Below are 13,624 nucleotides of genomic sequence, written 5' to 3' on the forward strand. Positions count from 1 at the left end.
CCCCCCCCCCCCCCCCGATGCCGAGTCCGTGGTCAGGCGACCGGGCGGCCGCGTCCCCGCCCACGGGTGAGGCTGTAGCCGGCGATGCCCGCGAGGGCGCCGAGCACGCCCCCGGCCGCGGTCCAGATCCAGCGGTCGGACCACCAGCCGCCGCCCCAGCCGTCCTCGGGCTGGGCCAGCCCGGCCGGCGCCGGGGAGGCACTGGGGTCGGCGGCGCCGTCCTCAGCCTCGGCGGAGTCCTCCGTGGTCGCGGGGGACGGCACAGCGTCGGGGTCGAGGGTCGCTCCGGCCTTGGCGACGGGGGTGAGCGGGGCGGCGAGTTCGCCGTCGACGGCCTTCGAGCCGCCCGCGTCCTTCGAGCTGGTGCCGACCTGCGCCTGGACCGGAAGACCGAGGTCCTGGTCGGGGAGCCGCAGCACGGTCAGACGGATGTAGTACGCCCCGGGCAGCGGGTCGTTGGCCCAGGCTTCGGACCACGCGCGCACGGTGCGCAGCCGGCAGCTCAGCTCCAGCCGGCCGTCCTGCGTCGACGCCGTCCTGGTCGGCTGCCCACCGGCGCACGCCTGGCGGCGGCGCAGGCCGTCGTAGACGTCGAGCTGCCAGGTCTGGCTGCCGTGCCGGGTCGCGGACTCCGGCAGGGTCACGGTCGCCGACACCGTGGGCACCTCGCCCGCCGCTGCGGGGAACACCCAGTACAGGTAGTCGCCGGTGGAGGCGCTCGCCGGGACGGTCTGCACCCCCGGCCGCAGTTGCCCCGCGGTGCGGAAGCCGGTGCCGGGCTGGGCATTCTCCTCGGCGGTCGCCGTGCCGCTTGCGTCCGGGCCGGGCGTGGCGTCGTCGGCGGCGGCCACGCCCGCTCCGGATGCGAACAAGGCCGCCCCCGCGAGCAGTACGGCGGCCACGCGGCGGGTCGTTCGGACGGTACGCATCAGTTGGCCCTCCAGACGGCGACGCGCCAGCGCGAGATCCAGCCCCACAGCACACCGGCGAGCAGGCCGGTGACGACCAGCACGGCCAGCAGCCACCAGCCACGACCCAGCCCGAAGGAGGCGACGTCGGACGGCTCGTCGGGCGCGGCGACCAGGTCGATGCCGAGCTCGAGCGGCAGGCCCGGGGTGCGCTTGACGGCGTCGGGCGCGGAGAAGGAGTTGCTGACCTCGACGCAGACCGTGCGGGCGGTCGCGGCGTCCGCGTCGTCGCGCTCCGGCCAGGCATAGCGCAGTCCGGAGGAGATGACGTCGGTGCGTCCGCTGCCGGCGTCCGAGCCGCGCACGAGTTCCCGGCCGCCGCTGGTGACGGCCCGTACGAGGACGCCGTAGTCGCGGTTGACGGCGCGGTCGGCGCCCACACTGACGGAGGCGCGCAGCTCCTGGCCGTCGGTGACGCTCACCCGGTACCAGCGGTGCTCGGAGAACGCCTCGCGGTCGCTGTAGACGCCGGCGCCGAGCAGCGGGGCGTCGGCGCACCGGTCGGCGCCCTGGGTCACGGTGGGGGTGACGACCACGTTGTCGGCGGAGCGGTCGACGAGTTGCTTGATGCGGTCGGAGAGCTGGTCGGCGTGGTCGACGGCGGTGTAGGTGCCGCCGGTGGCCTCGGCGATGCAGCTGAGCTGCTCGCGGATCTTCGTGTTGGGCACCAGGCCGAGCGTGTCGACGACCAGGTGGGTGCCCTCGGCGGCGAGCTCGCGCGCGACCTCGCAGGGGTCGAGCGGCTGACAGGTGTCCTCACCATCGGTGATGAGCACGATGCGGCGGGTGCCGTCACCGCCCGCGAGGTCCTTGCCCGCGGCCTGCAGGGCGGGACCGATCGGCGTCCATCCGGTGGGGACGAGGGTGGCGACCGCGGTCTTGGCCTCGGTGCGGTCGACGGTGCCGACCGGGTACAGGGCCTCGGTGTCCCTGCAGCCGACCTTCTTGTCCTTGCCGGGGTAGTTGGCGCCGAGGGTGCGTATGCCGAGCCTCACCTCGTCCGGTACGGCGTCGATGACCTCGTTGAACGCCTGCTTGGCCGCCGACATGCGGGACCTGCCGTCGATGTCGTTGGCGCGCATCGAGCCGCTGACGTCGAGCACCAGCTCGACCTTGGGGGCCTCGCGCGCCGTCTCCGGCCCGTCGTCCGCGGCGGCCGGCGCCGCGGCCGGGAAGAGCGCGGTGGCGAAGGCGGCCGCGAGGCCGCACAGCCCCGCCGCCAGCCGTTTGCTTATGATCATTGGCGGATCCTATGGAAGTTCCGCCGCTGCACCCAAACTTGCCTGACTAACCGTCACTTTTGTGCGACAGCGGCGAGATGGCGCATTTCGCACGGTGCGATACGTCGCCATCCTGCTGTGCCGCGCCCTGACCGCATGACAAACTACCCGGGATCAGCGGTGTTGGAGGAGAGGGACCGTGACTGAAACGCGGGCGGCAAGCGCTCCCACCGTTCTGCGGGTGGTGCTCGGCAGACGCCTGCAGGACCTCCGCGAGAGGGCCGGACTCTCCTATGAGCAGGCTGCGCAGGCCCTGGACGTCACCCACGCCACCGTGCGCCGCATCGAGAAGGCCGAGGTGGGGCTGCGCATCCCGTACGTGGAGAAACTGCTCCTCACCTACGGCGTCGCCGATCCCGCCGAGGTCGAGAACTTCCTGGAGCTGGCGCGCGAGGCCAACCGCCCCGGCTGGTGGCACCGCTTCCGCGATGTCCTCCCCGAGTGGTTCAGCGCCTTCGTCAGCCTCGAAGGCTCCGCCGAGCTGATCCGCGCCTACGAACCGCACTACGTTCCCGGGCTGCTGCAGACCCCGCAGTACGCCGAGGCCGTGCTGCGCGCGGGCCGGTCGCACGCCTCGCCGGAGGAGATCGAGCGCGGCGTCGCGCTGCGCATGGAGCGGCAGGCGCTGATCACCCGCGCGGACCCGCCGCTGCTGTGGGTCGTGGTGGACGAGACGGTGCTGCGCCGTCCGGTCGGCGGGCCCAAGGTGATGCGCGGCCAGATCGACCGGCTGATCGAGGCGTGCGCCATGCCCCAGGTGCGGCTCCAGGTCATGCCCTTCGCCTCGGGCCCGCACCCCGCGATGTACGGGCCGTTCCACATCTTCCGCTTCCCGCTGCCGGAGCTGCCGGACATCGCGTACGCCGAGAGCCTGATCGGCGCCGTCTACCTCGACGAGCGCGAGGACGTCTCGCAGTTCCGGGAGGCACTGGACAGGATGAGCGCCCAGGCGCTGCCGGCCGGGCCCACCCGGAAGTTCCTGGAGGAGGCCCGCGACCGGCTGTGAGGCCGGCGCCGCGCCGGCTGGAGCGCATGCTCCCTCGCACCGCGGTCAGCGGGGCATCGCCGCCGACTTCGCCGCCAGACTCTCCACACGGTCCCGCCAGACATCCAGAGCCAGGGACGCCGGCACCTCTGGAAGGCCGGTCTGGGTGAGCACCAGCCGCGCCCCCTGCCCGGTCCCGCGCGTCAGCTCCCAGCGCACAGTGCCCTGGTGGCGGCCGTGGAGGTCCCACGGGTAGGCGAGCACCTCCTGCGGGCGCAGTTCGCTCACCGGCCCCGCGGCGAACTCGCCGGCGACGAAGCCACGCGGCACAGGCCCGCCCACCTCGGGCGCGGACACCCCGCCCAGCAGGGTGCGCCACACGGTCGCCGCGGGCTGGGTCAGCTGCCGCTCGAAACGGACCTTCCAGCCGACGGGCAGTTCCTCCGCGGCGCCACGGTCGAGGCCGAACTCCTTGACGTAGCGCTCATGGGCCGCCTTCATGTCGCCCCGCGCGGGTACGGGCCCACCGGCGAGAACGGGGTCGACGCGGGAGATGCAGGCGTCCCACCCGGCCGCGAAACTGGCGGCGCCGGGGCGGTCGGCGAAGGTGTGGGTCAGCACCAGCACGGTGCCCAGGGACTCCGGCTCCAGCTCCCACCGCAGAACGTCGTCGTCCCAGGTGTAGGCGAGGACGTGCGGAGGGTTCCATTCGGCGACCTCTCCTTCCGTGGCCTCCCCCTCGCCGTGCCGGAAGGGGAAGCGCACCTTGCCGCCCGCGCGCGGCTCCATCTCCACGTCGGAGGGGAACCACTGCGTCAGGCGCCCGGGCTCGGTCAGTGCCCGCCACACCATCGGCGGCGGATGTGCGAGCCGCCGCTCCATCCGCAGCGCGGTCCGGCCGTCCACGGTGGTCAGCGTCTCACCGGTGGCGGTGGTCATGGCTCCTCCATCTCGTCGGGTACGGCGTCCAGGCTCCGCTCCAGCCCGTCCAGACCGCCGCCCCGGATCCCGCGCGACGGCGCGAGCCGGGCGCCGGCCTCCCCGGGGCTCGGCGCGTACCCCGGCGCCTCTCGTCGGCCCGCACCCGGACCCGACACGCCGCGCGGAGAGCGCGCGGTTGCGCGGGCGTACGGGCCGGTCGAGGCAGAGGGGCTCGGTGAGCTCGCCGACACGACGCGGGGGCTCCATGAGCGGATCGAGGACGCGCCGCCGCGCCCCGGCACTTCCACGGTAGGGCGGTCACAGCTTCAACGTACGTATGCCGCCGTACGGCCGCAACGGCATGCACGCGCCCATGGTGCGACCGAGCCCGGAGCGCGCCCTGGTGCGCGCCCCCGACGGTGGGTCAGAATGTCCGCCGTGACGATCACCACCGCCGAGGCGGACAAGGTCCTGGCCGACAACTTCGCGCCCTGGGTGCAGGAACTGGGGCTCTTCGTCGAGGAGACCGGGGAGCGGCACGCCGTGCTGCGACTGCCCTGGTCGCACCGGCTGGCCCGGGAGGGCGGCGCGCTGTCGGGCCAAGCACTGATGGCCGCCGCCGACACGGCGACGGTCATTGCGGTGTCGGCGGCCCGCGGCGGCTACGGGCCCATGACGACCGTCCAGCAGTCCACGACCTTCCAGAGGGCGGTCATGGGCACCGATGTGCTGGTCACGGCGCGGGTCACCAAGCTGGGCCGACGGCTGGCGTTCATCGATGTCGAGCTCACTCCCGAAGGCGCCGATGAACCGGCGGCGCACGCCACCACGGTCTACGCCTTCCCTGGCTGAACGGCCGAGCCGGCCGGTCGACCCGGGACGCGACCGGGAACAGCCGGGAACGCGGTCGGGGACGAGCAAGGCGGACCGGGATACCGGGACGGCGGGGCTCCGCCCGGTCGGCGCCCTCCCTCCGCGGTTCACCGCATCGAGTCGGTTCCCGCCGAGCACGGCGTGGTGGTGCGACAACACCGACACTCCAGGCAACGATTGACCTTTCATCAGGTGATCGGACGCATGCTGGAGCGATGTGACTCGACGACCCCGCCGGGTACGCCTGGCGATCTCGGCGGTGCTGGCGTGGAGCGCCCTGCTCGGCGGCACGAGCGGCGCCGCCGCCGCGGTCGCAGGGGACGGACTGCGCTACGGCGCGACCACCGCGCTCGCCCCCGGCGTGGACTACCGGACGTTCACCTACCGGGGTGCCCACGGCACGGCCCGCGGGCACCTGCTGACGGCCGACCTGCGCGATCCGGGCGTCGCGGTGGACCTTCTGCACCCCGGCGTCGTCGCCGGACGCGACAGGATCTCTCGGCTCGCCGACGCCGCCGGGGCGGTGGGGGGCGTCAACGCCGACTTCTTCAACATCACCGAGAGCCAGCACCCCGGGGTGCCCGCGACCAGTGCCCCGGTCGGGCCGGCGATCGCCGCGGGACGGGTCCTGAAGTCGGCGGTACCCCTGAGCCAGCGTTTCGGGCCCAGGCTGCCGCCCGGCACCTCGACCGAGGACGTCCTCGCGATCGGCACCGACAAGGTGGCCCGGCTCGACCGCCTCCGGCTCGCCGGCTCCGTCGGCCTCCCCGAGGGCACGGTTCCGCTCGGCGGCCTGAACCAGTACGCGCTCCCCGTCGGCGGCGTCGGCGCGTACACCTCGGACTGGGGCAGCGCCTCCCGGCTCCGCGCGGCCTGCGGCGACGACACCAAGCGGGGTGCGCCGTGCAGCGACGACACCTACGAGGTCACGGTGAGCGAGGGGGCGGTCGCCGACGTCGCCGAGCACCCGGGGCGGGGCGAGATCCCGCCCGGCACGGTCGTCCTCGTCGGCCGGGAGGCGGGCGCGGAGGCGTTGCGCTCGCTGCGCCCAGGCGACGCCGTGGACGTCCGGCAGCAGCTGCTGGCCTCCGAGTACGGCGGCGAATACCGCTTCGCCGTCGGGGGTTGTCCGATCCTGCGCGGCGGCTACCCGCTGGCCGGGCTGGAGGACGGCGTGGCGGCGACCCGCACGGCGGCGGGCTACGGCGAGGACGGGCATGTGGTGTATCTGCTGGCCCTGGACGGCAGGGCCGAGTCCGGCGCCGGCCTCACGGTCGCCGAACTCGCCTCCCTGATGTCCGGTATCGGCGCCCAGGCCGCCGTCAACCTCGACGGAGGCGGCTCCTCCACCCTCGTCACACGCACCCCCGACGCACCTGGAGTCACCGTCCGCAACCACCCGGCGGGCGGCACGGAACGGCTCGTCGCCAACGGCATCGGCGTGTTCACCGACGGCGGCTGACCATGCCCGCGCTCGCCGCGGTACGCCTCGCCCGGCCCGGCGGCGCCAGGCGCGCGCCGCGGCCCTCCGCCCGGAACGGCGCCGCAAGCACATGCGCCCGTATCGTCACCCCATGCCCACATCCGAGAACGTCCTGCACCTCACCGAGCGCTCCCTATGGGAGAGGCCGGCACATCCGGCAGTTATGTGATGTCGACCCGCGGCCGCACCCTCGAGCAGGAGGGGTTCGTCCATTTCTCGACCCGCGACCGGCTCCCGCGCGTCGCGGCCTTCGTGTACGGCGACTACGAGGCCCCGACGACCTGGTGGTGGTGGTCGTGGACCCGGCCCGACTGGACGTCCCGCTGAGGTACGAGGCGATGCCGCCGGACGGCGAGGAGTTCCCGCACCTGTACGGGCCCGTGCCGGTCGAGGCGGTGGTGGCCGTGGAGCCGTGGGGGTGAGCCGTCTTCGACTTTCGGCTGCCGGGCACGGAGGGGGCGGCGGAGGGCCGGGGACCTCAGCCGCCCAGGCCCGGCGCGCCCCAGACGGGGAACCAACGGGAGAGGTCCTCCTCGAGCCGCAGGTCGTTGCCGAGCAGCGCCTTGACCTGGAGCTCCAGGGCGTTGTCGCGCTTCTCCCCCGGAAGCGGGGCGAACGGGTAGAACGTCCCGCGTTTGTAGAGGTAGACCAGCGCCAGGGAGCGCCCTTGACCATCGCGGAAGCCGACCAGGGAACACAGCAGCTGGGGGCCGAAGCCGTGCTCCTCCAGCGCCGAGTTGACGGCGTGGAGGTCGCCGACGAGAGACGGCAGGTCCTCCGCAGGACGCCGGACGACGAGCCAGGTGTATCCGTACGCGTCGCGTACCGACTCCACGGGGACGTCGCCCTGCCCGGTATCCATGTCCAGGAGCGCTCGCACGTCCTCCTGCACCTCGGCGAAGGCGCCGCCCTCCACCGCGGCGAAGCACACCGAGCCCACCCCGGTCGGCCGGAAACCGGCCGCGGCCTCGAGGGTGACGGCCGCCGAGGGGAGCCCGAACAGCTGGTCGAGGTCGGGTTTGACGGGCTTGCTGCGGCCGAGCAGCGCGTCCAGGAGCCCCATCAGCGCCGCCCAAGCTCGAGGGAGATCCGGCCGAGCTGCTGCAGCCGCTGCTCCAGGGTGGGGTGGGTGGACAGCAGCTGCGCCAGGCTCTGGCCGCCGGCGAAGGCGGGCACGAAGTAGAAGGCGTTGAAAGGCTCGGCCTTGCGCAGGTCCTCGGTGGGGATGCGGGCCATCTGGCCGGAGACCTTGGTCAGTGCCGAGGCCAGGACGGAGGGCCTGCCGGTGAGGAGCGCGGCGGAGCGGTCGGCGGACAGCTCGCGGTAACGGGACAGCATCCGGGTCAGCAGGAAGCTGACGCAGTAGACGAGCGCGCTGACCAGCGGGATGAGGATGACCGCGATCGCGGTGCCGGGGTCGCGGCTGCTGCGCCCGAGGCCGCCCCACAGACCGATGCGGGTGACGACCCCGGCGAGGACGCCCAGGAAGGAGGCGATCGTCATGACGGCGACGTCCCGGTGGGCGACGTGCGACAGCTCGTGGGCGATGACCCCCTCGAGCTCCTCCGGCTCGAGGCGGCGCAGCAGACCTGTGGTGGCGCACACCAGCGCCGCCTTGTCGTTGCGTCCGGTGGCGAAGGCGTTGGGGACGTCGCTGTCGGCGATGGCGACGCGGGGCTTGGGCATGTCGGCCAGGGCGCAGATCCGGTCGACGACCCCGTGCAGCTCGGGGGCCTGCTCCGGTGTGACCTCGCGGGCGCCCATGCTGAAGGCCGCGATGCGGTCGCTGAACCAGAACTGGGCGATGAACAGCCCTCCCGCGATGATCAGGATCAGTGGCCAGGCACCGCGCAGCAGGGCGAGCAGGACGCCCACGAAGACGACGTAGAGCAGCCCGATCATGAACATGGTGACCACCATGCGGGTGGTCAGCCCCCGGTCGGGGGCGAAGCGGGTCCTGTCCATGGCCCCTCCCGATGCTCCGGGCCGCCGCCGCGGCTTTCAGGCTTCTGCCATCGATTGTGCCTCCGCACGAAGACGGACGGCGGGCGCGGCCTGCCCGTGGTGACTCATCCTGCCGGGTCGAGGGTGAGCTTGCCGTAAGTACGCCGGGCCCGCAGGTCCCGGTGGGCCCGGGCGGCCTCGGACAGCGGGTAGCTGCCGCCCTCCTGCGGCCTCAGCCGGCCGTCGGCGGTCATCGCCAGCAGCTCGGCCATCGGCTCGTGGTACATGCCGGGGCGCCCCAGGCAGTGCATCAGCCAGAAGCCGACGACGGCGCGGGAGCGGCCCATCAGCTGCGCCGCCTGCACCGGGGTCGGGGGGACGCGGGAGGCCAGTCCGTAGGTCACCAGGCGGCCGAACGGGGCGAGCGCGGCCAGCGAAGCGTCGAAGACCGGGCCACCGGTCATCTCCAGCACGATGTCGACCTTCCTGCCGCCGTTGGCCTCGACGAGCCGGTCCTTCAGCCCTGCCGCGTCCACCGGATCCGCGTCGATCGCGACGTCGGCTCCGAGCTCCAGCGCCAGGTCGCGCTTCTCCTTGGAGGAGGCCGTGGCGATGATCCGTCCCGCGCCGAACTCCCTGGCGAGCTGTACCGCGAGCGAGCCGGTGCCGCCGGCGGCCGCGTGCACGACCACCGACTCGCCCGCGGCCATGCGGGCGGAGGTACGCAGCAGGTGCCAGGCGGTGAGGCCCTGGACGACCAGGGCGAGCGCCTGGCCGTCGGTGACGCCCTCGGGCACGTCGTGGGCGAGGTGCGCCTCGACGACGGCCTGCTCGGCGTAGCCGCCGTTGTCGGTCAGGGCGACGACGCGGCGGCCGTCGTCGGTGCGGCCGACCACCTCGGCACCGGGCACGAGGGGCAGTGCGGCCTTGGCGAGGTAGGAGTTCTCCACCAGGTGTGTGTCGGCGTAGTTGACGCCCGCGGAGGAGACCTCGACCAGCAGCTGCCCCGGCCCGGGCACGGGTGCGGGCAGCTCGACCTGCCGCAGCACTTCCGGCCCGCCGAACTCGGTGATCTGGATCGCGCGCACGGCGACTCCCTCCGCTTAAGGTGCCTGCGTCGTCCCGGGCCACGATATCCACACCACCGACCAGTCGGTATGCAACCTTCCGCGGAGCGCCGGAAGAACGGGTGCGCACCGAGCACCGAGAACCGCCCGCCGCCTCTCGCCTTCCTGCGTCCCTCGTCCGGCATCACCGCGAGGAGACGGCGCCCATGGTCGGCGGCCGCGCGGCAGGGCACCGTGCCACTGCCCGCGGGGCGCCTGCCTGCCACCCGGTTGGCCGACTCGGCGGCCCACCACGTCCTCCCGGGGGCGTCGACGACAACGCCGTCAACCTGCGTTTCCTGCTGCGCTGCGGTCTGTCCCCCGGCGGTTCCGCGGCCGCGCTGACCGCGCGGGCGCCGGCGGCCCGCGCGGTGCGGGTCGGGCTGCTCGCCGCCTTGCCCGCGGCCTTCCCGCACGCCCTCGACACGCGCAGGGTCGTACCCGGGCGGCCCGGGCTCACCCTGGCGCCGGCGGCCGGGGCGGCGCTCCGCCTGGTCCTGGCCGTCCTGCTCTCGGTGCGCGACGTACGGCGCACGGTCCGCTCGTTCCTCGGCACGGCCTCCACCGACGTCCGGCGCGGTGCGCAGCCGTTCGGCGCGGGCGGCGGGGTTGCGGGCCGGCTCCTTCGCCTTCCCGATGACGCACGCCGCGGTCCCGGTCGCCGTCGTGCGCTCACCGCACACGCCGGTGCCGACCGCGCACGTGGCCGCGGCGTACCCCGCGGGCAGCGCGGCGGCGGCGCTGACGCCGACCCCGGGCGGGCCCGGCTCGCTGGACGTGGCGCTGGTCCTGGCACCGGTCACCGCGGGCGCCACCGGAGTGGCGGCGACCTCCGCGGTGCCGGCGTACCGCATCGTCACCGTATGGTTGCTCTGCTCCCAGGGTGTGCTGGTGCTGGCCGCGCTGGTCCGCCGGCGGGTGCTGTGATCCGTCCGGAAAGGGAACTCCCGTGCGGGTCCTGACCGGTCTTGTCGGCGCACTGGTCGTCGCCGGGACCTTCTCCTCGGTGCTGCGTACCTTGGTGATCCCACGGCCGACCTGGTCGAGCTTCACCCGCATCGCGCACGCGGCGGTCCATCTGCCCTTCCAGTTCGTCGCCGACCGCTGCCGCACGCCCGAGGCCAAGGACCGCGTCCTCGCCCCGGTGGCCGCGGTGGCCATCCTCGCCAACCTGATCGGCTGGCTGGTCGCGTTCTGGGCGGGCTACGCCATGCTGCAGTCCGCGGTCAGCGACCTGGACCCGGTCGACGCGCTGCGAGAGGCCGGTTCGTCGCTGTTCACTCTGGGCTTCGCCAGCAGCCGCCACGTCGACCTCACGGTCATCGACTTCGTCGCCGCGGCGACCGGCCCGATCACCATCGGCCTGCAGATCGGCTACCTCCCGACCCTGTACGCCGCCTACTCCCGCCGCGAGGCGGAGGTGACCCTGCTGCAGGCCCGGGCGGGCAACCCGCCATGGGGGCCGGAGATCCTCGCCCGGTACGCCCAGATCGGGCTCACGGACAGCCTCACCGAGCTGTTCCGCAGCTGGGAGCGGTGGGCGGCCGAGGTGAGCGAGAGCCACACCAGCTACACGGTGCTCAGCCGGTTCCGCTCCCCGCAGCCCGACCGCAGCTGGCTGATCGCGCTGCTCGCGGTCATGGACGCCGCCGCCATGCAGCTCGCCCTCAACCCCGGCCGCCCGCAGGCCGAGGCCCGGCTGGCCCTGCGGGCGGGCTACGTCTGCCTGCGCGACATCGCCGCGATCTGGCGGATCCCGTACGACACCGACCCCTCTCCGGACGCGACCATCCGGCTGCCGTACCAGGAGTTCGCCGCCGCCGTCGCCCACGCCGCGGCCAACGGCTACCCTCTGGAGCGCACCCCGGAGGAGGCGTGGCCGCACTTCCGCGGCTGGCGGGTCAACTACGAGGACCTGGCGTACCGGTTCGCCTACCTCTTCGACGCGGTCCCGGCCCCCTGGTCGGGCCCCCGCCGCACCCAGGAGGAGACACTGACGCCCATCACACCGGTCGACCGCAAGCCGATGGCCGGGCGTTAGGGGCCCGCCGGCCGCCCGCGGCGCACCGCGCGGCGGAGGGCCCGCGCCGGCCGCCGGGGCGGGGGCGTTACGGTGTCCGGCATGCTCAGCAGCCCCCGGCCGACGGCCGTCACCCGCCCCGCGCGACCCGCGGACCTGCCGTATGTGCTCCGGTGGGAGCGCGACTACATCCGTACCGTCGAACCGGCCGCCGAGGCTGCCTGGACCGGCGCGATCGACCGCAACCTCGCCCTGTGGGTGGACTGCCTGGACCGCACCCTGGTCCTCGACGTCGACAGCGAACCAGGCGGCTCGGCGATGTGGATGCCCTCGGACGGAAGGGCGATGCTGATCGGCGTCCACGTGGCACCCGCGCTACGACGCCGGGGCTTCGGCCGCCTTCTCCTCGACGCCTTCGCCGCACAGGCCCGCGCGGCCGGCCATGACACGCTGACGCTCGGCGTCCACCGCGCCAACCCGGCACTCCACCTGTACGAAGGCGCGGGCTACCGCCGCACGGGCGAGGACGGCGACTACATCCTGATGGAGCGCCCCGCGGTGCGCTGACCGGTGCGCGCGACGGTCCCCGGCGTCACGCGGCGGGCACCGGCTGGGGCGGCACCGGGCCGACGTAGCGGGCCGCCGGGCGGATGATCTTGCTGTCCTCGGCCTGCTCCAGGACGTTGGCGCACCAGCCCACGACGCGGGCGCAGGCGAAGGTGGGGGTGAACATCTCGCGCGGCAGGCCGCACAACTCCATGACGACGCCCGCGTAGAACTCGACGTTGGTGTGGAGTTCGCGGCCGGGCTTCAGCTCGGCGAGGATCGCCTCGACGCCGGGTGACGGCCGGCCAGATTGGCCGTCACCCGGCTCAGGCCGCCTTCCGGAACCGCCGCCGCGAATTTCCCGCGCCCACAGCGATGCACGCGGCAGTGGCGCGGATAGGCTCGGGATGTGAGCGACAAGGCGCCTTTCGAGCGGGGTACGGACGGTCCCAAGGTGATCGTGGCGGGACTGGACGGATCGGATTCGTCGTGGCGCGCCGTCGCGTACGCGGCGGGTCTGGCGAGGCGCCAGAACGCGCTGCTGGCCATCGTCTATGTGCAGCCGGTCCTGGCGGCGGGCGCCGCCTTCGGGGCCCCGGTCGCAGAGGCGACGGCCGAGATCGCGGACCAGCTCAAGTCGGAGATAGAGAAGGCCGCCGAACGCTTCTCGGTGTCCACCCTCCGGTGGGAGTTCCACACCTTCGCGGGCGACGCGTTCGCCGGGCTGTCCCAGGCCTCGGACGAGCTCAAGGCCGACGCGGTCGTGGTCGGCGCCTCCGAGAAGGCGGGGCACCGGCTCGTCGGCTCGGTCGCGGTACGGCTGGTCAAAGCGGGCCGCTGGCCGGTGACGGTCGTCCCGTAGGCGCGGGTAGGTGGCGTCCGGTCGGGCCCCGTCGGTGACGTGGGCGGGTCCGCCTATCCGCGGCATGGCTCGGGGTCCGGTACCTCGTGCGCACCTCGGCCTCGTGGACGGGGGGACGCGCCGGAGGCGCGTTCGGAATAGCACAGCGCTGCCTTCGGTTACGGTCAGTGGGTCCCGACCGACGGCACCCGGAAGCAGGTAAGGGAAACATGAGCACTGTCGAGCTCACCAAGGACAACTTCGACGAGGTCGTGGGCAGCAACGATTTCGTCCTGATCGACTTCTGGGCGTCCTGGTGCGGTCCGTGCCGCATGTTCGCCCCCGTCTACGAGGCCGCCGCGGAGAAGAACACCGACCTGGTGTTCGGCAAGGTCGACACCGAGGCACAGCCCGAGCTGGCAGCCGCGTTCCAGATCCAGTCCATCCCGACCCTGATGATCATCCGTGACAAGGTGGCCATCTTCTCCCAGCCCGGCGCCCTTCCCGCGCCCGCGTTCGAGGACCTGATCCAGCAGGCCCGCGCCCTGGACATGGACGAGGTCCGCAAGTCCATCGCCGAGCAGGGCGCCGACCAGGAGGCCCCCAAGGCCTGACGTCCGGCAGACGCCCGTCGGGGGGGGGGGGGGGGGGGGGGGG

12 protein-coding genes and 4 pseudogenes are annotated in these 13,624 nt (G+C 73.6%); 9 read left to right on the forward strand and 7 right to left on the reverse strand.

Translation table 11 applies throughout. From position 1 onward, the window contains the following. Positions 1-32: 32 nt before the first annotated feature. A complete protein-coding gene (locus tag AC3ET4_RS28755) occupies positions 33-929 on the reverse strand; it encodes a hypothetical protein (protein ID WP_431954542.1) in 897 nt (298 codons plus the stop codon). Beyond that, positions 929-2,209, reverse strand: a complete 1,281-nt coding sequence (locus tag AC3ET4_RS28760) for a VWA domain-containing protein (protein WP_431954544.1) — start codon at positions 2,207-2,209, stop codon at positions 929-931. The genes AC3ET4_RS28755 and AC3ET4_RS28760 overlap by 1 nt, the downstream gene beginning before the upstream one ends. A 220-nt stretch (positions 2,210-2,429) precedes the next feature. On the opposite strand from AC3ET4_RS28760, the gene AC3ET4_RS28765 reads away from it, so the two are divergent. Then, positions 2,430-3,254 (forward strand): helix-turn-helix domain-containing protein, encoded by an 825-nt coding sequence (locus AC3ET4_RS28765; protein ID WP_431954563.1) that lies wholly within the window; start codon positions 2,430-2,432, stop codon positions 3,252-3,254. Positions 3,255-3,299: 45 nt separating this feature from the next. Here the strand turns inward: AC3ET4_RS28765 and AC3ET4_RS28770 are convergent, their stop codons facing one another. Then, positions 3,300-4,172: an SRPBCC family protein gene (locus tag AC3ET4_RS28770; RefSeq protein WP_431954546.1), complete on the reverse strand. Its 873-nt coding sequence runs from the start codon at positions 4,170-4,172 to the stop codon at positions 3,300-3,302. 420 nt (positions 4,173-4,592) lie between these two features. On the opposite strand from AC3ET4_RS28770, the gene AC3ET4_RS28775 reads away from it, so the two are divergent. From AC3ET4_RS28775 to AC3ET4_RS28785, 3 genes and pseudogenes are all read left to right on the forward strand, one after another. Continuing rightward, positions 4,593-5,006, forward strand: coding sequence for a PaaI family thioesterase (locus AC3ET4_RS28775; RefSeq protein WP_431954548.1), 414 nt, complete (start codon positions 4,593-4,595; stop codon positions 5,004-5,006). 238 nt (positions 5,007-5,244) lie between these two features. Next, positions 5,245-6,489 (forward strand): phosphodiester glycosidase family protein, encoded by a 1,245-nt coding sequence (locus AC3ET4_RS28780; RefSeq protein WP_431954550.1) that lies wholly within the window; start codon positions 5,245-5,247, stop codon positions 6,487-6,489. A gap of 112 nt (positions 6,490-6,601) precedes the next feature. Continuing rightward, a pseudogene (locus tag AC3ET4_RS28785) lies at positions 6,602-6,932 on the forward strand (DUF952 domain-containing protein). 56 nt (positions 6,933-6,988) lie between these two features. On the opposite strand, the gene pspAB reads toward AC3ET4_RS28785, so the two are convergent. The 3 genes from pspAB to AC3ET4_RS28800 form a co-directional block, all read right to left on the reverse strand. Next, complete coding sequence (gene pspAB / locus AC3ET4_RS28790) at positions 6,989-7,573, reverse strand: PspA-associated protein PspAB (RefSeq protein WP_431954552.1); 585 nt, start codon at positions 7,571-7,573, stop codon at positions 6,989-6,991. After that, positions 7,573-8,475: a zinc metalloprotease HtpX gene (gene htpX / locus AC3ET4_RS28795; protein ID WP_431954554.1), complete on the reverse strand. Its 903-nt coding sequence runs from the start codon at positions 8,473-8,475 to the stop codon at positions 7,573-7,575. The genes pspAB and htpX overlap by 1 nt, the downstream gene beginning before the upstream one ends. A 104-nt stretch (positions 8,476-8,579) precedes the next feature. Beyond that, positions 8,580-9,542 carry a quinone oxidoreductase family protein gene (locus AC3ET4_RS28800; protein ID WP_431954556.1) on the reverse strand — a complete coding sequence of 321 codons (963 nt, stop codon included), beginning with the start codon at positions 9,540-9,542 and terminating at the stop codon, positions 8,580-8,582. 501 nt (positions 9,543-10,043) lie between these two features. Between AC3ET4_RS28800 and AC3ET4_RS28805 the strand changes: the two are divergent. The 3 genes and pseudogenes from AC3ET4_RS28805 to AC3ET4_RS28815 form a co-directional block, all read left to right on the forward strand. Further along, positions 10,044-10,487: pseudogene (locus AC3ET4_RS28805) on the forward strand (lysylphosphatidylglycerol synthase domain-containing protein); the annotation flags it as partial. 22 nt (positions 10,488-10,509) lie between these two features. Next, the gene (locus tag AC3ET4_RS28810; RefSeq protein WP_431954558.1) at positions 10,510-11,601 is read left to right on the forward strand and encodes a hypothetical protein; all 1,092 of its coding nucleotides are present in this window, start codon (positions 10,510-10,512) and stop codon (positions 11,599-11,601) included. 30 nt (positions 11,602-11,631) lie between these two features. Next, positions 11,632-12,147, forward strand: a pseudogene (locus AC3ET4_RS28815) (N-acetyltransferase family protein); the annotation flags it as partial. Positions 12,148-12,172: 25 nt separating this feature from the next. Here AC3ET4_RS28815 and AC3ET4_RS28820 read toward each other — a convergent pair. Continuing rightward, positions 12,173-12,415 (reverse strand): annotated as a pseudogene (locus AC3ET4_RS28820) (citrate/2-methylcitrate synthase); the annotation flags it as partial. A gap of 120 nt (positions 12,416-12,535) precedes the next feature. Here AC3ET4_RS28820 and AC3ET4_RS28825 point away from each other — a divergent pair. Next, complete coding sequence (locus tag AC3ET4_RS28825; protein ID WP_431954560.1) at positions 12,536-12,988, forward strand: universal stress protein; 453 nt, start codon at positions 12,536-12,538, stop codon at positions 12,986-12,988. A gap of 209 nt (positions 12,989-13,197) precedes the next feature. Next, positions 13,198-13,581 carry a thioredoxin gene (gene trxA, locus AC3ET4_RS28830; protein ID WP_431954562.1) on the forward strand — a complete coding sequence of 128 codons (384 nt, stop codon included), beginning with the start codon at positions 13,198-13,200 and terminating at the stop codon, positions 13,579-13,581. The last annotated feature ends 43 nt before the right edge of the window (positions 13,582-13,624 follow it).

Source organism: Actinacidiphila sp. bgisy167 (assembly GCF_057707665.1).

Bases quoted from the DNA above. Each gene is read 5' to 3' on its own strand.
- AC3ET4_RS28755 (WP_431954542.1), bottom strand. From the start codon at position 929: ATGCGTACCGTCCGAACGACCCGCCGCGTGGCCGCCGTACTGCTCGCG.
- AC3ET4_RS28760 (WP_431954544.1), bottom strand. From the start codon at position 2,209: ATGATCATAAGCAAACGGCTGGCGGCGGGGCTGTGCGGCCTCGCGGCC.
- AC3ET4_RS28770 (WP_431954546.1), bottom strand. From the start codon at position 4,172: ATGACCACCGCCACCGGTGAGACGCTGACCACCGTGGACGGCCGGACC.
- pspAB (WP_431954552.1), bottom strand. From the start codon at position 7,573: ATGGGGCTCCTGGACGCGCTGCTCGGCCGCAGCAAGCCCGTCAAACCC.
- htpX (WP_431954554.1), bottom strand. From the start codon at position 8,475: ATGGACAGGACCCGCTTCGCCCCCGACCGGGGGCTGACCACCCGCATG.
- trxA (WP_431954562.1), top strand. From the start codon at position 13,198: ATGAGCACTGTCGAGCTCACCAAGGACAACTTCGACGAGGTCGTGGGC.